At 42.8% G+C, this 22,572-nt stretch carries 21 protein-coding genes and 5 tRNA genes; 20 read left to right on the top strand and 6 right to left on the bottom strand.

From position 1 onward, the window contains the following. Positions 1-84 precede the first annotated feature (84 nt). The 3 genes from priA to NBH01_RS16450 are packed head-to-tail and all read left to right on the top strand — an operon-like array spanning position 85 to position 4,906. On the top strand, positions 85-2,541 hold the full coding sequence (gene priA, locus NBH01_RS16460) for a replication restart helicase PriA (protein WP_225679194.1): 2,457 nt from the start codon (positions 85-87) through the stop codon (positions 2,539-2,541). Positions 2,542-2,596: 55 nt separating this feature from the next. Beyond that, on the top strand, positions 2,597-4,393 hold the full coding sequence (locus tag NBH01_RS16455; protein ID WP_225679206.1) for a DUF4091 domain-containing protein: 1,797 nt from the start codon (positions 2,597-2,599) through the stop codon (positions 4,391-4,393). A gap of 42 nt (positions 4,394-4,435) precedes the next feature. Beyond that, complete coding sequence (locus tag NBH01_RS16450; RefSeq protein ID WP_008765417.1) at positions 4,436-4,906, top strand: low molecular weight protein-tyrosine-phosphatase; 471 nt, start codon at positions 4,436-4,438, stop codon at positions 4,904-4,906. Here NBH01_RS16450 and NBH01_RS16445 read toward each other — a convergent pair. Further along, on the bottom strand, positions 4,881-6,953 hold the full coding sequence (locus NBH01_RS16445) for an HD family phosphohydrolase (RefSeq protein ID WP_113748871.1): 2,073 nt from the start codon (positions 6,951-6,953) through the stop codon (positions 4,881-4,883). The two genes, NBH01_RS16450 and NBH01_RS16445, sit on opposite strands and share 26 nt — an antisense overlap. 94 nt (positions 6,954-7,047) lie before the next feature. Between NBH01_RS16445 and gltX the strand changes: the two genes are divergently transcribed. Then, the gene (gene gltX, locus NBH01_RS16440; protein ID WP_113748106.1) at positions 7,048-8,562 is read left to right on the top strand and encodes a glutamate--tRNA ligase; all 1,515 of its coding nucleotides are present in this window, start codon (positions 7,048-7,050) and stop codon (positions 8,560-8,562) included. Between the two features lie 16 nt (positions 8,563-8,578). After that, positions 8,579-9,802 carry a 3-deoxy-D-manno-octulosonic acid transferase gene (locus NBH01_RS16435; protein ID WP_113748107.1) on the top strand — a complete coding sequence of 408 codons (1,224 nt, stop codon included), beginning with the start codon at positions 8,579-8,581 and terminating at the stop codon, positions 9,800-9,802. Positions 9,803-10,074: 272 nt separating this feature from the next. Here the strand turns inward: NBH01_RS16435 and NBH01_RS16430 are convergent, their stop codons facing one another. From NBH01_RS16430 to NBH01_RS16415, 5 genes are all read right to left on the bottom strand, one after another. Further along, complete coding sequence (locus tag NBH01_RS16430) at positions 10,075-11,703, bottom strand: TlpA family protein disulfide reductase (RefSeq protein ID WP_113748108.1); 1,629 nt, start codon at positions 11,701-11,703, stop codon at positions 10,075-10,077. Then, on the bottom strand, positions 11,700-12,914 hold the full coding sequence (locus tag NBH01_RS16425; RefSeq protein WP_225679208.1) for a peroxiredoxin family protein: 1,215 nt from the start codon (positions 12,912-12,914) through the stop codon (positions 11,700-11,702). The genes NBH01_RS16430 and NBH01_RS16425 overlap by 4 nt, the downstream gene beginning before the upstream one ends. A gap of 426 nt (positions 12,915-13,340) precedes the next feature. Then, complete coding sequence (locus tag NBH01_RS26585) at positions 13,341-13,475, bottom strand: hypothetical protein (protein ID WP_256365422.1); 135 nt, start codon at positions 13,473-13,475, stop codon at positions 13,341-13,343. A 34-nt stretch (positions 13,476-13,509) separates the two neighbouring features. Next, positions 13,510-14,022 carry a gamma carbonic anhydrase family protein gene (locus NBH01_RS16420; RefSeq protein ID WP_118307142.1) on the bottom strand — a complete coding sequence of 171 codons (513 nt, stop codon included), beginning with the start codon at positions 14,020-14,022 and terminating at the stop codon, positions 13,510-13,512. Between the two features lie 149 nt (positions 14,023-14,171). Beyond that, the gene (locus NBH01_RS16415) at positions 14,172-15,953 is read right to left on the bottom strand and encodes an aminopeptidase P family protein (RefSeq protein WP_225679210.1); all 1,782 of its coding nucleotides are present in this window, start codon (positions 15,951-15,953) and stop codon (positions 14,172-14,174) included. A 191-nt stretch (positions 15,954-16,144) separates the two neighbouring features. Between NBH01_RS16415 and rpsU the strand changes: the two genes are divergently transcribed. The 15 genes from rpsU (at position 16,145) to rplL (ending at position 22,510) form a co-directional block, all read left to right on the top strand. After that, positions 16,145-16,336: a 30S ribosomal protein S21 gene (rpsU, locus tag NBH01_RS16410; protein ID WP_002558090.1), complete on the top strand. Its 192-nt coding sequence runs from the start codon at positions 16,145-16,147 to the stop codon at positions 16,334-16,336. A gap of 73 nt (positions 16,337-16,409) precedes the next feature. Continuing rightward, the gene (xerC, locus tag NBH01_RS16405) at positions 16,410-17,291 is read left to right on the top strand and encodes a tyrosine recombinase XerC (RefSeq protein ID WP_225679213.1); all 882 of its coding nucleotides are present in this window, start codon (positions 16,410-16,412) and stop codon (positions 17,289-17,291) included. Positions 17,292-17,308: 17 nt separating this feature from the next. After that, positions 17,309-17,608, top strand: a complete 300-nt coding sequence (gene hpf, locus NBH01_RS16400) for a ribosome hibernation-promoting factor, HPF/YfiA family (RefSeq protein WP_008762025.1) — start codon at positions 17,309-17,311, stop codon at positions 17,606-17,608. A 97-nt stretch (positions 17,609-17,705) separates the two neighbouring features. Further along, positions 17,706-17,782, top strand: a tRNA-Thr gene (locus tag NBH01_RS16395). Positions 17,783-17,939: 157 nt separating this feature from the next. Next, positions 17,940-18,022, top strand: a tRNA-Tyr gene (locus NBH01_RS16390). Between the two features lie 28 nt (positions 18,023-18,050). After that, a tRNA-Gly gene (locus NBH01_RS16385) sits at positions 18,051-18,123 on the top strand. Positions 18,124-18,135: 12 nt separating this feature from the next. Then, positions 18,136-18,207 (top strand) — tRNA-Thr (locus NBH01_RS16380). 50 nt (positions 18,208-18,257) lie between these two features. Beyond that, complete coding sequence (gene tuf, locus NBH01_RS16375; RefSeq protein ID WP_008762026.1) at positions 18,258-19,442, top strand: elongation factor Tu; 1,185 nt, start codon at positions 18,258-18,260, stop codon at positions 19,440-19,442. 54 nt (positions 19,443-19,496) lie between these two features. After that, positions 19,497-19,569: transfer RNA gene (locus NBH01_RS16370), tRNA-Trp, on the top strand. A gap of 14 nt (positions 19,570-19,583) precedes the next feature. Then, entirely contained in the window at positions 19,584-19,775 is a 192-nt protein-coding gene (gene secE, locus NBH01_RS16365) for a preprotein translocase subunit SecE (protein WP_004296363.1), read from the top strand. A 17-nt stretch (positions 19,776-19,792) separates the two neighbouring features. Beyond that, on the top strand, positions 19,793-20,335 hold the full coding sequence (gene nusG, locus NBH01_RS16360; RefSeq protein WP_004296362.1) for a transcription termination/antitermination protein NusG: 543 nt from the start codon (positions 19,793-19,795) through the stop codon (positions 20,333-20,335). A gap of 61 nt (positions 20,336-20,396) precedes the next feature. Continuing rightward, a complete protein-coding gene (rplK, locus tag NBH01_RS16355; protein WP_008762027.1) occupies positions 20,397-20,840 on the top strand; it encodes a 50S ribosomal protein L11 in 444 nt (147 codons plus the stop codon). A gap of 15 nt (positions 20,841-20,855) precedes the next feature. Next, positions 20,856-21,554: a 50S ribosomal protein L1 gene (gene rplA / locus NBH01_RS16350; RefSeq protein WP_004310894.1), complete on the top strand. Its 699-nt coding sequence runs from the start codon at positions 20,856-20,858 to the stop codon at positions 21,552-21,554. A gap of 15 nt (positions 21,555-21,569) precedes the next feature. Beyond that, entirely contained in the window at positions 21,570-22,088 is a 519-nt protein-coding gene (rplJ, locus tag NBH01_RS16345; RefSeq protein WP_008762028.1) for a 50S ribosomal protein L10, read from the top strand. Positions 22,089-22,135: 47 nt separating this feature from the next. Further along, on the top strand, positions 22,136-22,510 hold the full coding sequence (rplL, locus tag NBH01_RS16340) for a 50S ribosomal protein L7/L12 (RefSeq protein WP_002558082.1): 375 nt from the start codon (positions 22,136-22,138) through the stop codon (positions 22,508-22,510). The last annotated feature ends 62 nt before the right edge of the window (positions 22,511-22,572 follow it).

The raw sequence follows: 22,572 nt of genomic DNA, 5'->3' as shown, positions 1-22,572 counted from the left end.
TCCGGTGTGCAGACTATTTTTCTTATCAGTGTTCCCTCTTCCTCTTTTAAATCCCCATTTTTTTATTGTACTTTTGTGCTTGCAATGAAAAAGTATGTAGATGTCATATTACCATTACCGCTTCCGAAGTACTTTACCTATTCCCTGCCGGATGAATGTGCGGAAGAGGTTGAGATTGGATGCCGTGTGATAGTTCCTTTCGGACGGAAGAAATTTTATACAGCTATCGTTCGTAATGTTCATTATTGTGCTCCGACGGAGTATGAGGTGAAGGATATATCTGCATTGCTGGATGCTTCTCCTATTTTATTGTCCACTCAATTTAAGTTTTGGGAGTGGCTGGCGGATTACTATCTCTGTACACAAGGAGACGTTTATAAAGCGGCACTTCCTTCTGGTTTGAAGTTGGAGAGTGAAACGATTGTAGAATATAATCCCGATTTTGAGGCGGATGCACCATTATCGGAAAGAGAGCAGCGTATTCTTGATTTGCTTTCAGTAGATTCTCAGCAATGTGTCACGAAACTGGAGAAGGAGAGTGGCATGAAAAATATCCTCACAGTCATCAAATCTCTGCTGGATAAAGAAGCCATCTTTGTGAAAGAGGAATTGCGCCGTACTTACAAGCCGAAAACAGAGGCGAGAGTACGATTAGCCGGTTCTGCTGATGAAAAGCGGCTTCATATCTTATTTGATATCCTGTCCCGTGCTCCGAAGCAGTTGGCGTTGCTGATGAAATATGTCGAGTGTTCGGGAATCCTTGGAAGAGAAACACCGAAAGAAGTTTCGAAAAAAGAGCTGTTGCAACGTGCAGGGGTGTCTCCTTCTATTCTGAATGGCTTGGTGGAGAAAAAGATATTTGAGATTTACTTTCATGAAGTCGGCCGGCTGAATCAGGAAATGAAGGAGGTCGTAGAGTTGAATGCCTTGAACGAGTTTCAGCAGCGGGCGCACGATGAGATCGTGCAATCCTTTCAGGAAAAAAATGTCTGCCTGCTTCATGGAGTTACATCCAGTGGAAAGACAGAAGTATACATTCATCTGATAGAAGAAACGATTCGTCAAGGGAAACAAGTATTGTATCTCTTGCCTGAAATAGCATTAACCACTCAAATCACAGAGCGCCTGCAACGGGTATTCGGTTCTCGTTTGGGGATTTATCATTCCAAGTTTCCGGATGCCGAGAGGGTAGAGATATGGCGGAAGCAACTGGGAGATAAAGGATATGATATCATCCTTGGAGTCCGTTCTTCCGTATTTCTTCCTTTCCGTGATCTGGGCCTGGTGATTGTAGATGAAGAGCATGAGAACACCTATAAGCAACGGGACCCTGCTCCTCGCTATCATGCACGGAATGCGGCTATTGTACTGGCTGCCATGTATGGAGCAAAAACGCTTCTCGGCACTGCTACCCCCTCCATAGAAACATGGCAGAACGCAAGGAATGGAAAATATGGATTTGTACAACTGAAAGAACGATATAAAGAAATTCAGCTGCCGGAGATTATTCCGGTGGATATCAAAGAACTGCATCGCAAGAGGCGGATGGTCGGACAGTTCTCGCCGTTACTGATACAATATATGAAAGAAGCACTGGAACAGAAAGAACAAGTCATTCTCTTCCAGAACCGTCGCGGATTTGCACCGATGATAGAATGCCGTACTTGCGGCTGGGTACCGAAATGTAAGAACTGCGATGTGAGTCTGACTTATCATAAAGGTATCAACCAACTGACCTGCCATTATTGCGGCTATACCTATCAACTGCCGAAGTTCTGTCCCGCCTGTGAAGGAACAGAACTGGTCAATCGTGGCTTTGGTACGGAAAAGATTGAAGATGACATCAAAGTCCTTTTCCCGGAAGCGGCTGTTGCCCGAATGGATTTAGACACTACCCGTACCCGCGCTGCCTACGAGAAGATTATCGCTGATTTTGAGCAGGGAAAGACGGACATACTGATCGGTACGCAAATGGTATCGAAAGGTCTGGACTTTGACCACGTAAGTATAGTGGGCATCTTGAACGCGGACACCATGCTCAATTATCCGGATTTCCGTTCTTACGAACGTGCTTTCCAACTGATGGCACAAGTAGCAGGACGAGCCGGGCGTAAAAATAAACGCGGGCGGGTGGTACTGCAAACGAAAAGCATTGATCACCCCATTATCCATCAGGTTATCGGTAATAACTATGAAGAAATGGTAGACGGTCAACTCGCTGAACGACAAATGTTTCATTATCCCCCTTACTATCGGTTGGTGTATGTCTATCTGAAAAACCATAATGAAGCATTGCTGGACCAGATGGCTGCGGTCATGGCAGAGAAACTAAGAACTGTGTTCGGAAACCGGGTATTGGGGCCGGACAAACCTCCCGTTGCTCGTATCCAGACATTATTCATCAAAAAGATAGTGTTGAAGATCGAACAGAATGCCCCGATGGGACGTGCGCGGGAATTGCTACAACGTATCCAGAAAGAGATGCTGGAAGATGAGCGCTATAAATCCTTGATTGTCTATTATGATGTAGACCCGATGTAGCACTTGATACAGACCTAATATTTTCCTTATAATAACCTTTATAAATTAACTAACCATGAAACGACTTACGATTTATTGCTTAACATGTCTTATTGGTGTGAGTCCTCTTTTTGCCCAGCAAGGAGTGACGCAGTGTGGAACCCCTACGGGGCAACCGAAATTTCCAATTGAAACTTATCAGGAACTGCCCGATCCTTCTTCCCCCTCTGATAAAGACTGGGCAGCAGTTACCATCCCTCAGATTTCCTGGGGAACAATTGACACCCGCTATGCGAAGCATCGGCTTCCCCAGCTGAAAAAGCAGCAGCTTACCACTTTAAAAGGCTGGCGTGGCGAACGTGTAAACGCGCAGGCTGTTGTCTGGACCGGCACTGAGGTGAAAGATCTGAACTTCAGCTTTACCGATTTTAGAGATAAAAAAGGAAATAGTCTTTCGGATGAGGCGTTTAAAGCCGGTTTCATCCGTTATGTAATGACCGATGAACTGAATAAAGATGGCAGAGGCGCGTGCGGTCACCGTCAAGCAGTGGATTACGATTCGTTGTTGGTAGCCGACCCGATTGATACGAACTTGAAATCAATGTCTGTTCCGGCACGTACCGTTCAGCCTATCTGGGTGCAATGCTGGATTCCTCAATCGGCTACTCCCGGAAGCTACAAGGGTGCTTTGCTGGTAAAAGACGGTTCCCGTCTGTTGCAGCAGCTTAATCTCGAAATCCTCGTTTCTTCCCGTGAACTTCCTGCACCGTCCGAATGGGCTTATCATCTGGATTTGTGGCAGAGCCCGTTTGCCGTAGCCCGTTATTATCAGGTTCCCTTGTGGAGCCAGGAGCATCTGGACGCTATGCGCCCGCTGATGAAAATGCTGGCAGATGCCGGTCAAAAGATTATCACAGCCACTTTGACACATAAACCCTGGAACGGTCAGACTGAAGATTATTTCGAGACGATGGTTACATGGATGAAACGTGCCGACGGTACTTGGGCTTTCGACTATACGGTTTTTGATCGCTGGGTAGAGTTTATGATGAGTGTCGGTATCGATCAGCAGATTAACTGTTACTCTATGGTTCCCTGGGAATTATCTTTCCAGTATTTTGATCAGGCAACAAATTCATTGAAGTTTGTAAAGACAGCACCGGGAGAACCTGCTTATGAAGAAATGTGGGTTGCGATGCTTACTTCTTTTTCCAAGCATCTGAGAGAAAAAGGATGGTTTGATATTTGTGCGATTGCGATGGATGAGCGTCCGATGGATGTAATGCAGAAAACGTTGAAAGTAATCCGTAAGGCAGATCCGGAGTTTAAAGTTTCACTGGCCGGTAATTATCATGCTGAGATAGAGCCGGACTTGTACGATTATTGCATTGTTATCGGACAGAACTTCCCGGAAGAAGTGCGTCTCCGCCGTGCGGCCGAGAATAAACGTACCACCTATTATACTTGTTGTACGGAAGCACATCCCAATACATTCACTTTTTCCGACCCTGCTGAGGCTGCATGGGTGAGTTTCTATTCTTCGAAGAAGCATCTGGACGGCTATCTGCGTTGGGCATACAATAGTTGGCCTTTGGAGCCGTTGCTCGATTCACGTTTCCGCACGTGGGCGGCTGGAGATACTTATCTTGTGTATCCGGGAGCCCGTAGCTGTATCCGTTTCGAACGTCTGATCGAAGGTATTCAGGCACATGAGAAAATAACGATTCTTCGTCAGGAATTTGAGAAGAAGGGAAATAAAGCCGGATTAAAGAAGATAGAGAAAATGCTGGCCCCGTTCAATTTGGGTAATATGCCGGAAATACCGGCAGCCGTTACCGTAAACCGGGCCAATCAGATACTTAATTCGTTTTGATAATAGAAACGAATGAAGCCTGTCAATTATTAAACGTAAATTATGAAGAAAATATTATTTGTCTGCCTCGGAAATATCTGCCGTAGCTCTACGGCGGAAGGAGTAATGCTTCACCTGATCAAAGAAGCCGGACTGGAAAAAGAATTTGTGATTGATTCCGCCGGAATCCTGTCTTATCATCAAGGCGAATTGCCGGATAGCCGGATGCGTGCACACGCTGCCCGTCGGGGCTATCAACTGGTTCATCGCTCCCGTCCGGTGCGGACAGAGGACTTTTATAATTTTGATCTGATTATTGGCATGGACGACCGTAACATAGATGATCTGAAAGAAAAAGCTCCTTCTACGGAAGAGTGGAAAAAGATTCATCGTATGACGGAGTACTGTACCCGCATTCCCGCCGACCATGTCCCCGACCCCTACTATGGAGGGGCCGAAGGATTTGAATATGTGCTGGATGTACTCGAAGACGCTTGCGCTGGTCTGCTTACTTCTTTAACTCAGGATAACTGATCCGTGTGTGATAAGCGATCTTCAGTTTTTCTTTGAATACCGTCTTGATGGTCGCAATGTCCTTGAAAGTGATAGGGCATTCTTTGAAATAACCTTCAGCAACTTGGGAGTCTATGATTTTGTCGACCAGGTTGCTGATAGTTTCTTCCGTATATTCCGGCAGACTGCGTGACGCTGCTTCAACAGCATCCGCCATCATCAGAATAGCTGTCTCCTTTGAGAAAGGATTAGGACCCGGATAGGTGAACAGTTCTTCATTCGGTTCCTCGTCGGGGTGCTCGTTCTTCCATGAGATATAGAAGAACTTCGTTTTTCCCCGTCCATGATGGGTGCTGATAAAGTCTTTGATTACTTTCGGCAGATTATGCTTGTCCGCCAGTTTTAATCCGTCTGTCACATGACTGATCACGACCTGGGCACTTTGCTCGTAATTCAGATTCTTATGAGGATTGACGCCTCCCGACTGATTTTCCGTAAAGAAAGCGGGATTCTCCATCTTGCCGATGTCATGATACAAAGCTCCGGTACGTACTAATTGACTTTTCGCTCCGATACGGATCGCTGCTTCTGCCGCCAGATTGGCTACCTGCATAGAGTGCTGGAAAGTTCCGGGCACGGTTTCGGACATCTGCCGGAGAAGATCACTGTTGATATTGGAAAGTTCGACCAAAGTCACATTAGAGGTAAAGCCGAACGTCTTTTCCAGCAGAAACAGCAACGGATATGTAAACAGCAGCAGAATACCATTAATAAAGAAATAGGTATACATCCGTGCATTCAGCTTAGAGAAGTCATTGGCAAGTCCATTCTCGGTCATTAGCTCGAATGCGAAGTAAATAGCCGCGTAAGTCAGTATCACCAATAAGGCCGTGCGGAAGAGCTGTGACCTCTGCGAAAGTTCCCTTAAACTGAAAATGGCAACTAATCCGGCAGCCAACTGCGTCAGAATGAACTCATGCGGAAAACGCAGGGATATAGAGCAGATTAATATCGTAATGACATGCGTTAGGAAGGCAGTTCGTGAATCGAGGAAAACCCGTATGATAATGGGCAGCATCGCGTACGGAATCATATATACATTAAATATATTATGTGATACCATGAAAGCTGTTACTACACTATAAAATACAATCAGTGTAAACAGTAACGACAGGCTGCCTTTGCGCTCATAATAATCTTTTCGGAACAGGTCGAGATAGAGCATAAAGCAAAGCATCAGCATACCGACAAACAAAATCTGCCCGCCAAGAATCAAGCGGCTCTGATCAATGGATTCACTTCGCTTGATAGACTCTTTGCGTAATGATTCCAGAATATTGTACGTTTCCGGGCTGATGATTTCTCCACGGTCTATAATTTTCTGTCCGCTGACGACTAATCCGTTGGCCCAGGAATAGTTGTTCAGCATTTCCTCTTTGGCGGTCTGTGTCCGTTGCTGGTCGAATGTGAGATTGGGTGTGATATATTCGTTTAAAGAACATTGTCTCAGAATCTCACGGTTGAAGTGGGTCGTATCTGCGGAAAGCAAGTACTCATAAGCTTTTTTGACCGTATATATATGATCGGTAGGCTTGGAGTTGGCGAGTTTATCGTCGATGATCATGATTGCCGAAGTACTGTCCTTGTGGAGTTCTTGTATGTTTTCTGTCGAAACGATGCCCTCTCCGTATATTTCTTTTAATGTCCGTTCGATGTATCGCAGATAATCTACGGTAGGAAGTATACCTTTCAGGTGAGTATGGTAATTCTCTTTCAGCTTGGCGATTGCGTCTTTCTCTACTTGTTTGTCAAGCAGATAATAAGGTTGGAAGGAAGCCAGCAAACTATCCTGTTCCCGGTTCACCACTGCGTCGTCTTTATAGATTGGAAAGTCAAAAGTGGCTATCAGCTGCCCGTACTTCCAGGGCTTGTTTATGTCAAACTGATAGTTGAATTTTCCGTCACGTGGCAGGAAATAGACAATCAGTGTCACTGTCGCTACAAACAGCAATGATTTATATAATATATCTCTTCTTGAGAACCTCTTTTTCTTCTTCATATGTTCCATACGCATTGAAATTTTTGCGAAAAGTACAAAAAAAAACAATAGTGTGGAAAAAAAGGTTTAATTTTGCCACGATTTACCTATACTAACCCAAATTATGGCAGAAAGAAAAGTAAGAGTTCGTTTTGCTCCGAGTCCTACGGGAGCATTGCACATCGGTGGTGTGCGTACAGCTTTGTATAATTATCTATTTGCGCGTCAACACGGCGGAGACCTCATTTTCCGTATTGAAGATACTGACTCCAACCGGTTCGTGCCGGGAGCGGAAGAGTATATACTTGAGTCATTCAAGTGGTTGGGTATCCACTTTGACGAAGGAGTGAGCTTCGGTGGAGAACACGGCCCGTACCGTCAGTCCGAACGTCGCGAAATCTATAAGAAATACGTGCAGATTTTGTTGGATAATGACAAGGCATACATCGCTTTTGATACTCCCGAGGAACTGGACGCTAAGCGTGCGGAAATTGCTAACTTCCAATATGATGCATCGACCCGCGGGATGATGCGTAATTCTCTGACAATGTCGAAAGAAGAAGTGGACGCATTGATTGCTGAAGGAAAGCAATATGTGGTTCGCTTTAAGATCGAGCCGAACGAGGATGTTCACGTGAATGACTTGATTCGTGGCGAAGTCGTTATTAATTCATCTATTCTGGATGACAAGGTGCTTTATAAGTCGGCTGACGAACTGCCTACTTATCATCTCGCAAACATTGTGGATGACCATTTGATGGAAGTGTCTCATGTAATCCGTGGCGAAGAATGGTTGCCTTCGGCACCGTTGCACGTACTTTTGTACCGTGCATTCGGCTGGGAAGACACGATGCCGGAATTTGCCCACTTGCCTTTGCTGCTGAAGCCGGAAGGAAACGGTAAACTAAGCAAGCGTGACGGCGACCGTTTGGGATTCCCTGTATTCCCGTTGGAATGGCGTCCGGAATCGGGAGAAGTGTCTTCCGGATATCGTGAATCGGGTTATTTGCCCGAAGCGGTGATTAACTTCCTGGCTTTGTTGGGATGGAATCCGGGCAACGATCAGGAAGTGATGTCTATGGACGAGATGATAAAACTGTTCGACATTCATCGTTGCAGCAAGTCCGGAGCTAAATTCGACTATAAAAAAGGTATTTGGTTCAATCATCAGTATATCCAGCTTAAACCGAATGAAGAAATTGCCGAACTGTTTTTGCCTGTGCTGAAAGAGCATGGGGTAGAGGCTCCTTTCGAGAAGGTCGTTACGGTAGTCGGCATGATGAAAGACCGTGCAAGTTTTATCAAGGAACTGTGGGATGTTTGTAGCTTCTTCTTTGTGGCTCCTGCTGAATATGACGAAAAGACAGTGAAGAAACGCTGGAAAGAAGACTCGGCAAAATGTATGACTGAGTTGGCGGAAGTAATTGCCGGCATCGAGGATTTCAGCATTGAAGGTCAGGAGAAAATAGTGATGGACTGGATTGCTGAAAAAGGTTACCATACAGGTAATATAATGAATGCTTTCCGTCTGACACTGGTGGGCGAAGGAAAAGGTCCGCATATGTTCGATATTTCCTGGGTGTTGGGCAAGGAAGAGACATTGGCTCGTATGAAGCGCGCCGTAGAGGTACTTAAATAATTAGGATTTGTAAATTATGCTTTACAATCTGGCAATAGTTATTTATGACCTTTTGGTTCATTTTGCTGCTCCGTTCAGCCGTAAGCCCCGAAAAATGATGAAAGGGCATTGGGTGGTGTATGAACTTCTACGACAGCAAGTGGAGAAAGGGGAGCAGTATATTTGGTTTCACGCTGCTTCGCTTGGCGAGTTTGAACAAGGGCGTCCATTAATAGAAATGATCAGGGAAAAATATCCCGATTATAAGATATTGCTTACATTTTTCTCTCCGTCCGGTTACGAAGTGCGCAAGCATTACCGGGGAGCGGACATTGTTTGCTATCTGCCGTTTGATAAACCGCGGAATGTGAAGAAGTTCCTGGATATCGCAAACCCGTGCATGGCATTCTTTATCAAGTACGAATTTTGGAAGAATTACCTGGATGAGCTTCATAAGCGTCGCATCCCGGTGTATAGTGTTTCTTCCATTTTCCGTCGCGATCAGATATTCTTTAAATGGTATGGTGGGACTTATCGCAATGTGCTGAAGGATTTCGATCATTTGTTTGTGCAGAATGAGGCTTCCAAACGCTATTTGTCGAAGATTGGCATTAGTCGTGTGACAGTGGTGGGAGATACCCGTTTCGACCGTGTGTTGCAGATTCGGGAAGAGGCCAAAGACCTTCCGTTGGTGAAAATGTTTAAAGGAGACAATGCCTTTACGTTTGTAGCCGGCAGTTCTTGGGGACCGGATGAAGATTTATTTCTGGAGTACTTCAACACCCATCCGGAAATGAAGTTGATCATCGCTCCGCATGTGATTGATGAAAATCATCTGGTGGAGATTATCAGTAAACTGAAACGTCCTTATGTACGCTATACTCGTGCTGACGAAAAGAATGTACTGAAAGTTGATTGCTTGATTATCGATTGCTTCGGACTGTTATCTTCTATTTACCGCTATGGAGAAGTGGCTTATATCGGAGGTGGTTTTGGCGTCGGTATTCATAATACGCTGGAAGCTGCTGTATATGGCATCCCTGTTATCTTCGGACCGAAATATCAGAAGTTTATGGAAGCAATCCGGTTGCTCGAAGCTAAAGGCGCATACTCAATTAAAGACTATCACGAGTTGAAAACCTTGCTGGACCGTTTTCAGGCAGATGACGTTTTCATGCGTGAGACTGGTGCGAATGCCGGTTATTATGTGACCAGTAATGCCGGAGCTACGGAGAAGATCATGCACATGATTAACTTTTAGAGACGGATAAGGTTGGGCGTCGCCTGAAAAACAGGTAAGCCCTATCATTTCGCTCTGCTGTTCTGAGCTTGTCGTCTCGTTTTTCTTAAAGAAGAGAGATTCGTCAATGAACTCAGAATATAACAGAATAAGATAAGAATAAGGAGATGTGTCAGAACTCCCCTTTTAACGAATTCATCTTTGCCACAACTATCTGTAGCGAAGATGAATTTTAATTTATAAAGGTTTCGATACACCCGCTTACCAGTACATCTTTTGAAAATGTTGGTATTCTATTTGTTTATTTCCTGTTTTAGTAACTCTTCCAGTTCTTTTCGTGTCACATGGGTGAATCGTTTCACTATATTTCCTTGCTTATCTATCACCAAATACATGGGCAAACCTTTCATCTGAAAATGTTTCCAAAGATAACCCCATTGCTTTTCGTTTAACCAATAATGTTCACCGACAATGTCTTGTATGAGTATTTTCCAAGTCTTTTCGATGGAACTGGGGCCAGTTAGGTAGACAAAAGCTACGTTTTCGCCTAATTCTTTTTTAATAGGTTCATATTCTTTAATCGTCCTTCGGCAGCCACCGCACCAGGTAGCCCAAAAGTCAATGAATTGTACTTTTCCTTTATGGCGGTCGACGAGAGCAGACAGTAATTCTTCTTCTGATACTTTAGGTGCTTCGCAGACAGAGTATTTCTTTGTTGTCGCTTTTGCGCGTGGTTGCATCTGTCGGTTCATGTCTTGAATGATTCCTAAGAAAATCGGGTTTGTAATTTCCGTTGCCATAGCTTCTTGTTGAGTGGTTAGTGGTTTTAAATTATATAGGCTGGAGCGCATATAGATTGCCCGTATATAATCGACCATTAAACAAGTGCTGTCTTGCATGATATGGCTCAGATACTCCTTCGCTTTGGTGAATAGTTTCTGACTGAATTCATTATATTCTTTGGGGTATTTTGCAATAAGCGAGATCAGCTCGCTGCCTTGTTGGAAGGGGATACCTGTTTTGAGAGCTGTCTCGTATTGGCGAATAAGCGCTTGTTCCTCCTTTGTAAGCGCTGCTTTTGATAGTAAATACTTCTCAAATTTTAAAGGATCATGATGTAGCTCATAGAGTTCTCCTGAGATCACGTTGCGGTAATTGTAGCAATAGAGCGCTAAGGGATGATTGACAGGGAAATTCTTTAGGAAATCATAGAAATTGGCAGGAAAATCAAAATTGGCAAAGGCTGTACTGGCTTGTTCACGCGTGATGTTTTCCTTCTTCTGATAAGCCGTTTGCAGACAATAACGGGTTGCATTCAGATTCTCTATGCAATCGAACGCACATGAGAGATTGGCAAGTGTGCGGGTATCTTCACTAAATTGCGTTTTTGTGTTGTTGTGTGCCACGCACTGTTTGTATTGGTCGATGCAGCGTTTCTTAAATTCATTGGCGCTGATGCCTGCAATAGAATCCAGTATGTCGCCATTTCTATAAACCGGAGCTATTCTTGTAATCAATTCTGGCTGGCACCATTCATTATTGATGGTAGCATATTGTCCGCTGAATACAAATTGTTTTCCTTGCGGATTGCTTAGATTGACCGCTACATTAGTTTCTTTATCGGGACTTAGCAGAATGACTATATCGGCTTTCCCTATCGTCATCCGTACTTGTGTGTTATGATAGAGAGGAATATTGATTTTGAAGCTTCCGTCTGCTTCGATAGTCGGGAAGAGGGTTTCGGCTGCCCCCATCACAATATTAGGAGCTCCGATTTTGAGGTCCGGATGATCATCAGGGCTATAATTAGCTATTGTGCCGCTTAGTATGGCTTTTCCTTTTTGATATTCGGGACTCCGTAATTGTGCTTGTACTATGTTGAATAGCAGAGACAAGAAAAGGAAGGTAAACAGTCTGTTCATAATAGTTCTTTGATTGCATTTATAATTTCTTTATCTGTATTCTCTGTGCTATATCCTCTGATTATTTTTCGTATGATTCGTTTCTGGTCCAGTATGAAAAAGAAGGGTGCAGCACCACCTGTCTGGTATTGTTTGATAACTTCGTTCGTGGCATTTAGAATCGTATAATTCAAATCTTTCCGCTTGGCGTAGTTTCGGATGGCGGATGCATTGTGGCTCCAGGATTCTATAGCAATGAGATCAAACTCCTCGTTGCTGAATAACTCTTTTAACTTTTTCAGAAAAGGTACAGCTGCCTGGCAGGCGCCACAGCCAATGCCGGTGAAATTGATTAGTATGACTTTGCTTTTGCAGTTGGCAAGTGATAGAGACTGTCCATCTATATTTTCTAATATCCATCCCGGAGCTTTTTTGCCTGTGAGTCCGGATGTGGATGGCGAGTCTCCGCTTTTCTTGTGGAGATCGCTGTATTTAACTGTTTCATAATCTTTGGGGAAATAATCATTGATGTTAAAGTCTCTGATGTTGAGCTTGTTAATCTGAAGGTTGGAACAAGTTGAAACGGAAATATCATGTGACATTTCCCTTCGCTCCTTAAAAGGTAAATTATCCGATTTATTAATCCATAATTCATAAATAGAAGTCGTATTGCCGATATCGAATGGGGGAAGAGGCATGTGGAAGGCTTTTCCAAAGAATTCAACCTGTTGTTCCTCATTGATTGTTAGTTTGAAATAGTAATCATTACCCTCGTCATTCAGTTCTATGGTGATATTATCATCAGTGGTAAGCGCATACTTGATGATGTTCTTTGCGAAATTGAAGAATGGAGGTCTTACTAGCCTGAAAGGGAGTGGTTTGAATATGAAGTCATCAATTACTAACTTTTTATTATCGTGATAGGCTTCTACTCTTACGTTGCCATCATAACAAAAGTTTAGCTTTGTAGTATCCTTGGCATCCAGTGAAACATAGCTTGCGCCGATGGTTGAATCTATGGGGTGATTATATTCTTTGATGAATCCATGTAGAATGGATAATGCGGTGGAGTCCCCGGGTTGCCAGCTTTCGTTAGCAACATAATATGTTGCGGATTCAATTTTCTCTAGATTGGCAAATACCTTTTTTAAATAGTCTCTCTCTCTGTTTTGAGCATTGACTGCCGGCATTGTTGCAAAAAGGAGAGTAATAAGCAGTAGTTTTGTTTTCATGATTGATCGTGGAGTAGTATGTTTTCTATAGTTAGATGTTTTTATTCTGTTTGATTACAAATCTACGAATAATTCGTAAATTAGAGGCAGGCAATTGGTTAAATAAAACAAATGAATACATGAACTCCTTCATGGATATTAGCTGATCCAATACGCTCCTTTGCTAATTTTTCAAAGATCAGAGATGCATTGAATATAGTACCCTGAAAACACATGAACTTACTAATGATCTGGAACCTGATATTTATATTATTCATGTGAATCAGTAGTTGAATGTTGTTCATTTCTTTGCGGTTTTGAACTAAATGATAGTCAATAGTATCTTAAATGGGCTGTCTAAAAAGTCAATAGTATCTTAACTCTCCTCCTTCTGGAAGGAGGAGTACCCGTAGGGGGAGGTGGTAGGTGAATACATAATCCTATCATTTACAAAGAAATAGGAACAAACATTATCTCTCCTACCACCTCGGTCTTCGACCACTCCTCCTTCCCGAAGGAGGAGATTCGAGATAGAATCGACTTTTTAGTCACCCCCAATGGAGATACTACTGTTTGATTCATTCCTTTGCAATTTTGAATCAACTACTGATTCACATTATTTATACCATTGGGAATACATCAGGTAATTGTGAGCGATTTTTTGGTTTAGCTCCTTTGCTTGCTCCGGGTCTACCTTCTTAATAAATTTAGCCGGTACCCCTCCCCAAATGCTTCCGGGCTCGATTACTGTATTGCTTAATACCAAAGAACCAGCGGCAACGATGGCTCCTTCGCCTACTACGGCATGATCCAATATGGTAGACCCCATCCCGATAAGTGCATAATCTTTGACGGTTGCTCCGTGAATCGTCACATTATGTCCTACGGAAACATGATCACCAATTTCGATGGTTGACTTCTCATATAAAGTATGTAGCACGCTTCCATCCTGAATATTGACTCCATTGCCTATCCGTATGGAATTAACGTCACCGCGCAATACGGTACAAAACCAGATGCTACAGTCATTTCCTATTTTTACATCTCCTATGATAGTTGCATTGTCTGCGAGAAAACAGTTCTCTCCAATTTCGGGGGTAAAGCCCCGCACTGATTTGATTAAAGCCATAAAATATATTGTTTCTAATGATGTTTTTATTGAATATGATTGGGGATTGTCTGACACCCGGGTCTCGTACCGTCTGACACCCGGGTCTCAAGCAGCCTGACACCCGGGTGTCGGTATGCTCAACACCCGGGTGTCAGACAAAAGCTGTTTTAAATAGCTTTTGTTGCTTCTAGCAGCCACTTCTTTTCTTCTTCGTTCAGACTTGGAGAAAGTTTTTCGTAAACATTTCGATGGTAGTCATTGAACCACTTGACTTCCTCTGCCGTCAGCATTTCTTTGATGATGCCTTTTTTGCAGATTGGGCATAGGGTGATCGTCTCAAATTTGAAATATTCTCCGAACATGCCTTCCTTATCTTTGCAGACCAATGTCAGATTCTCGGTGCGTATCCCGTGGCTGCCTGCTTTATAAACACCAGGTTCATTGGATGTAACCATACCGGGTTGCAGCACAATGGGATTTTCGTTCATACGGATACTTTGCGGACCTTCGTGTACGCTCAGAAAATGTCCTACGCCATGTCCGGTACCATGAAGGAAGTTCATGCCATGACTCCAGATTGGCATACGAGCCAATACATCGAGTTGGGCGCCGCGGGTTCCGGCTGGGAATTTAGCCATTGCCAACGCAATATGGCCTTTTAATATTAAGGTATAGTCTGTTTTTTCTTCCTCCGTCAGTTCGCCTAATGCAATAGTACGTGTGATGTCAGTTGTTCCGTCCAGATACTGCGCTCCCGAATCTAACAGCAAGAAACCTTTAGGCTGAAGCGTGACATCACTCTCCTCCGTTGCGGAATAGTGCACGATTGCTCCATGTTCTTTATATCCGGCGATTGTGTCGAAACTTTCTCCCATATACAAAGGTTGGGCTGCTCTGAACTCATGCAGCTTCCGGTCTACGCTCAGTTCGGTTTCTTTGCCCGAAGGCACTGATTGTTCCAGCCATTTGAGGAACTTGACAAGCGCCACGCCATCCCGCTGCATTGCGTGATGGATGCCGACGATCTCCTGCTCATTGCGAATGGCTTTCAGCAATGTCACGGGAGATTCTTCACGAACAATCTTACATACAGGGTTGATAGCCGAATAAATCGCATAGTTCGTTTTCTTTGGATCGATAAGTATGTTTTCTCCTGCAAAAGAATTCAGGAAAGATTCAGCTTCGTCATATTTTCTCAGGCTGACTTGCTGTTCTTGCAAGTATTCATTTACCTCTTGGGTAATCTTCTCCGGCGAAATAAAGTAGACTACTTCATCTTGAGTAACCAGTAGATAACTTACTATAACCGGATTGCAATGCACATCACTTCCTCTCAGATTGAGAGTCCATGCTATTTCGTCCAGACTGGATAAAAATAAAGCATAGATGCCTTTCTTTTTCAGCTCGGCACGAATGGCGGCAACTTTTTCTCCACAACTTTTTCCTGCATATTTAACATCGTAGATGAAAGCCGGAGCATCAGGCATGGATGGACGGTCCTTCCAGATGTTTTTCAGCGGATCGCCAAACAGGTTGACCTGTAACTGGTAGGGGGCAAGATCTTCTTTCATTTGTTCCACCTGTTGTACGGAGAACATTTTCCCATCAATACTCACAGATTCTCCCGGCTTTAGATTCTGACAGAGGAACTTTGTGATACTAGGAGTTTCTGGCAGCATCTCTTTATATAATGTAATGCCGCTGCCTTCCAGTTCCTTTTCCGCTTGCAGGAAATAACGGGAATCTGTCCATAGTCCGGCTTTATCCATTAAGATGACGACTGTTCCGGCGGAACCCGTGAAACCGGAAATCCATTCACGGGACATCCAATAAGGAGCTACATACTCACTCAGGTGAGGATCGGTGCTGGGAATGATGAACGCTTTGATATTGTTAGGGCGGAATGCCATCCGTAGTGCGTGTATACGCTCTTTTATGCTCTGCTTCATACCTTATTATATTATTTATAGACATATTTAAGAGTCTCAAAGGTACTAACTTTTCGCGGTTAATGATTTGTTTATGAATAGTTTTTGAGAAATATTTGCCGAAAGTTTTGTGAATAAAGAAAGTATGTGTAATTTTGCGGCGCAATTTGACTGCGGAAATTTTTAACCAATAACATATTAATAATAACAAAATGATTGTAGTACCTGTAAAAGAAGGCGAAAACATTGAAAAAGCGCTGAAGAAGTTTAAAAGAAAATTTGAGAAAACTGGCATCGTGAAAGAATTAAGAAGCAGACAGCAATTTGATAAACCGTCTGTAACTAAAAGACTTAAGAAAGAACGTGCAGTTTATGTACAACAACTTCAGCAAGTAGAAGATTAATAATTCGTAATTTCCTTTGAATTATTGAATTCTTTTCATACATTCGTTGCACGATTTTAGATGTAGCGATATTATGTTAATTAAATCTTTTCTGGATTACCTCCGGTATGAGCGGAACTATTCCGAAAAAACCGTTCTGGCGTATGGCGAGGATATAAAGCAACTACAGGAGTTTGCTCAGGAAGAGTACGGAAAGTTTGATCCGTTGGAAGTGGAAGGTGAACTGATTCGTGAATGGATTGTTTCATTAATGGATAGGGGATATACTTCAACTTCTGTAAATCGAAAGCTAAGTTCGCTCCGGTCGTTCTATAAGTATCTTTTAAGGCAAGGAGAGGTGATAGTAGATCCGTTACGAAAAATAACAGGACCTAAAAATAAGAAACCGTTACCTGCTTTTCTGAAAGAAAGCGAAATGGACAAGTTGCTGGATGATACGGATTTTGGCGAAGGTTTTAAAGGTTGTCGTGATCGGTTGATTATTGAAGTGTTTTATGCTACAGGCATAAGACTTTCGGAATTGATAGGTCTGGATGATAAGGATGTAGATTTTTCCGCTTCTCTTTTGAAAGTAACCGGGAAAAGAAACAAGCAGCGGCTAATACCGTTCGGTGATGAACTGAAAGAGTTGATGCTTGAATATATTAATGTAAGAAACGAAATGATTCCGGAAAGGTCGGAAGCTTTCTTTGTTAAAGAGGGTGGTGAGCGGCTTTATAAGAATCTGGTCTATAATTTAGTGAAACGGAACCTGTCAAAGGTGGCGACGCTGAAAAAAAGAAGTCCTCACGTGCTGAGGCATACTTTTGCTACCACAATGCTGAATAATGATGCAGAACTGGGTGCGGTAAAAGAACTTTTGGGTCACGAGAGTATTGCAACTACCGAGGTCTATACGCATGCCACATTTGAAGAACTTAAAAAAGTGTATAAACAAGCTCATCCAAGAGCTTAAAAAAAAAGGAGGTAAGTATGGATATTAGAATTCAATCAATTCACTTTGATGCGTCAGAGCAATTGCAGGCATTTATTCAGAAGAAAGTGTCTAAGTTGGAAAAATATTACGAAGATATAAAGAAAGTAGAGGTGTCATTAAAGGTAGTTAAGCCGGAAGCTGCTGAAAATAAAGAGGCGGGCATAAAGATTCTTATCCCTAATGGTGAGTTTTATGCAAGTAAAGTGTGTGATACATTCGAGGAAGCAGTTGATTTGGATGTGGAGGCGCTTGAAAAACAACTGGTGAAATACAAGGAAAAACAGCGTAGCAAATAAAAAAATCGCAAATATTTTGCGGGAAAGAAATAAATAACTAAATTTGCAGCCGTTTCGCTCGCGTTAGAACGTGACGGTTGCATTTTTTAGCTAGAACGCCTCTTTAGCTCAGTTGGCCAGAGCACGTGATTTGTAATCTCGGGGTCGTTGGTTCGAATCCGACAAGAGGCTCCAAGGATGAATGAGGATCATCCGGTTTTAGCGAAAGGGATGACGGTAGTCAATTCGGTTCGCGTGGCGGGGGAAGAATTAGAAGAAGAACTGAGAATAAAACATCTATGTTCAGAGTATTGTTCGCTATTTGATTTTAATTCTTTGTTTGAAATATTAAGGGCAAATACCAGAGTGGCCAAATGGGGCAGACTGTAAATCTGCTGTCTTTCGACTTCGGTGGTTCGAATCCATCTTTGCCCACAATCAGAGTGACAACTTTGGCAAGAATGCGGAAGTAGCTCAGTTGATAGAGCATTAGCCTTCCAAGCTGAGGGTCGCGGGTTTGAGCCCCGTCTTCCGCTCTTTTTTTTCTTGCTGTTATAGCTCAGCGGTAGAGCACTTCCTTGGTAAGGAAGAGGTCCCGGGTTCAAGTCCCGGTAACAGCTCATAAAGATGTAAATGCTGATTATTAATCAAATAAATAACAAGTAAAGCTATGGCTAAAGAGAAATTTGAACGTACCAAACCGCACGTAAACATTGGTACAATCGGTCACGTAGACCACGGTAAGACAACGTTGACAGCTGCTATCACTACTGTGTTGGCAAAAAAAGGTCTTTCTGAATTGCGTTCTTTCGATTCTATCGACAACGCTCCTGAAGAAAAAGAAAGAGGTATTACTATCAATACTTCACACGTTGAGTACGAAACAGCTAACCGTCACTACGCACACGTTGACTGTCCGGGACACGCCGACTACGTAAAGAACATGGTAACTGGTGCTGCTCAGATGGACGGTGCTATCATCGTTTGTGCTGCAACTGATGGTCCGATGCCTCAGACTCGCGAACATATCCTGTTGGCTCGTCAGGTAAACGTACCTCGTCTGGTTGTATTCTTGAACAAGTGCGATATGGTAGACGACGAAGAAATGTTGGAACTCGTTGAAATGGAAATGAGAGAACTTCTTTCATTCTATGATTTCGATGGTGACAATACTCCTATCATCCAGGGTTCTGCTCTTGGCGCATTGAACGGTGTTGAAAAATGGGAAGACAAAGTTATGGAACTGATGGATGCAGTTGATAACTGGATTCCACTTCCTCCGCGCGATGTTGATAAACCATTCTTGATGCCGGTTGAAGACGTGTTCTCTATCACAGGTCGTGGTACTGTAGCAACAGGTCGTATCGAATCTGGTATCATCCACGTAGGTGATGAAGTTGAAATCCTTGGTTTAGGTGAAGATAAGAAATCAGTTGTAACTGGTGTTGAAATGTTCCGTAAACTGTTGGATCAGGGTGAAGCTGGTGACAACGTAGGCTTGTTGCTCCGTGGTGTTGACAAGAACGAAATCAAACGTGGTATGGTTCTTTGTAAACCGGGTCAGATTAAACCGCACTCTCGCTTCAAAGCTGAGGTTTATATCCTGAAGAAAGAAGAAGGTGGTCGTCACACTCCGTTCCACAACAAATACCGTCCTCAGTTCTACTTGCGTACTATGGACTGTACAGGTGAAATCACTTTGCCGGAAGGAACAGAAATGGTAATGCCGGGTGATAACGTAACTATCACTGTAGAGTTGATCTACCCAGTAGCATTGAACCCAGGTCTTCGTTTCGCTATCCGCGAAGGTGGACGTACAGTAGGTGCTGGTCAGATTACTGAAATTATCGACTAATACACAATAATTAATCAGTTCCCGGTTTTACTATCGGGAACTGATTATGTACAAACGGGAGTAGCTCAGTTGGTAGAGCACCGGTCTCCAAAACCGGGTGTCGGGAGTTCGAGCCTCTCCTCCCGTGCTAATATTATTGAAATGAAAAAGGTAATAGCTTATATTAAAGAATCTTACGACGAACTTGTTCATAAAGTATCGTGGCCTACGTATTCCGAACTTGCTAACAGTGCAGTAGTTGTTTTATATGCTTCCCTGCTTATTGCATTGGTAGTATGGGGTATGGATGTCTGTTTCCAGAACTTCATGGAAAAAATTGTTTATCCACATTAAAAAATTAGGAATTGAAAATGGCTGAGATTGAAAAGAAATGGTACGTTCTGCGTGCTATTAGCGGAAAAGAAGCTAAGGTAAAGGAATATCTTGAAGCTGACCTTAAAAACAGCGACCTTGGTGAATATGTATCTCAGGTATTGATTCCAACTGAAAAAGTGTATCAGGTTCGCAATGGTAAAAAAATTGTGAAAGAGAGAAGTTATCTCCCTGGTTACGTTTTGGTGGAGGCTGCTTTGGTTGGTGAGGTCGCTCATCATCTGCGCAATACTCCGAATGTGATAGGCTTTTTAGGCGGCTCCGAGAAACCGGTGCCTCTCAGACAATCAGAAGTGAATCGTATACTTGGTACAGTAGACGAACTACAGGAAACGGGTGAAGAACTCAATATTCCGTATGTAGTGGGTGAGACTGTGAAAGTTACTTTTGGTCCTTTCAGCGGATTCAGTGGTATCATTGAAGAAGTGAATAGTGAAAAGAAGAAACTAAAGGTCATGGTGAAGATATTCGGGCGCAAAACGCCGCTTGAATTAGGCTTTATGCAAGTGGAAAAAGAATAACGCGGAATTGTTACGCTGTTGTTGTTCTTCGTTTAATGTTTATATATAAATCAATAAAAAAATGGCTAAAGAAGTTGCTGGACTAATCAAGTTACAGATTAAAGGAGGCGCTGCAAATCCATCACCCCCAGTTGGACCTGCTTTGGGTTCCAAGGGTATTAATATCATGGAATTTTGCAAGCAATTCAATGCCAGAACCCAAGACAAGGCAGGTAAGATTTTGCCTGTTATCATTACTTACTACGCAGATAAGTCTTTCGATTTTGTAATCAAGACTCCTCCCGTTGCTATTCAATTGCTTGAAGTAGCTAAGGTAAAGAGTGGTTCTGCTGAGCCTAACCGTAAGAAAGTTGCCGAGCTTACTTGGGAGCAGATTCGTACGATTGCTCAGGACAAAATGGTTGACTTAAACTGTTTTACTGTGGATGCTGCCATGAGAATGGTTGCTGGTACAGCTAGAAGTATGGGTATCGCTGTAAAAGGGGAGTTCCCGGTTAATAACTAATAAACTTCAATTGTAATGGGTAAACTGACAAAAAATCAAAAGTTAGCTGCAGAAAAAATTGAAGCAGGGAAAGCATACTCACTGAAAGAAGCTGCATCTTTAGTAAAAGAAATTACTTTCACTAAATTTGATGCCTCACTGGATATTGACGTACGTTTAGGTGTAGACCCACGTAAAGCTAACCAGATGGTGAGAGGTGTTGTTTCACTTCCTCATGGTACTGGTAAAGAAGTACGTGTTTTGGTACTCTGTACACCGGATGCTGAAGCTGCTGCAAAAGAAGCTGGTGCTGACTATGTTGGTCTTGACGAATATATTGAAAAGATCAAAGGTGGATGGACTGATATTGATGTAATCATCACTATGCCATCTATCATGGGTAAAATTGGTGCACTCGGTCGTGTACTCGGTCCTCGTGGATTGATGCCTAACCCGAAGAGTGGTACTGTAACTATGGATGTTGCTAAAGCTGTAAAAGAAGTAAAACAAGGTAAGATTGACTTTAAAGTTGATAAGAGCGGTATTGTTCATACTTCTATCGGTAAGGTATCATTCAGTCCTGATCAGATTCGCGACAACGCGAAAGAGTTCATCTCTACTCTGAACAAACTGAAACCGACCGCAGCAAAGGGTACATATATTAAGAGTATTTATCTTTCTAGTACAATGAGTGCGGGTATCAAAATCGACCCGAAATCAGTGGATGAAATCTAATAAAACAGAGAAATAATGAGAAAGGAAGATAAAAATTCGATTATAGAGCAAATTGCTGCTACAGTAAAGGAATATGGCCACTTCTATTTGGTAGACGTTACAGCGATGAACGCTACTGCTACAAGTGCATTGAGAAGAGATTGTTTCAAGTCTGACATCAAATTGATGGTAGTTAAGAATACATTGCTTCACAAAGCTCTTGAAAGCCTGGAAGAAGACTTTTCTCCTCTTTACGGTTCTTTGAAAGGTACAACTGCTGTTATGTTTTGCAATACTGCAAACGTACCTGCTAAACTGATCAAGGACAAAGCTAAAGACGGAATTCCCGGACTGAAAGCTGCATATGCAGAAGAAAGCTTCTACGTTGGTGCAGACCAATTGGATGCTCTCGTTGCTATCAAGAGTAAGAACGAAGTTATCGCCGATATCGTTGCATTGTTGCAATCTCCGGCCAAGAATGTTATTTCTGCTCTTCAATCAGGTGGTAACACCCTTCACGGAGTTCTCAAAACTCTTGGTGAGAGACCCGAATAATTTTCAAAAAACAACAAAGTATTTAAACAATTAAAATCATACAAAAAATGGCAGATTTGAAAGCTTTTGCAGAACAATTAGTTAACTTGACAGTAAAAGAAGTTAATGAACTTGCAACTATCCTTAAAGAAGAATACGGTATTGAACCTGCTGCTGCAGCTGTTGCTGTTGCTGCTGGTCCTGCAGCTGGTGCTGCTGCTGTAGAAGAAAAAACTTCTTTCGACGTAGTATTGAAGAGCGCTGGTGCAGCTAAACTTCAGGTTGTTAAGGCCGTTAAGGAAGCTTGTGGTCTTGGTTTGAAAGAAGCTAAGGACATGGTAGACGGTGCTCCTAGTGTAGTAAAAGAAGGTTTGGCTAAAGACGAAGCAGAATCATTGAAGAAAACATTGGAAGAAGCTGGAGCTGAAGTTGAACTTAAATAACATTAGCCTGGTAATCAGGTAATTCGGTTAGGAATCCTTCGCAAGAGGATTCTTAACCTTTT

The sequence above is a fragment of the Bacteroides sp. B1-V-101 genome, from assembly GCF_023656585.1.
GTDB lineage: Bacteria > Bacteroidota > Bacteroidia > Bacteroidales > Bacteroidaceae > Bacteroides > Bacteroides thetaiotaomicron.
Note: the sequence above shows the minus strand (reverse complement) of the source record. Positions and strands in the feature narration are given on the sequence as shown.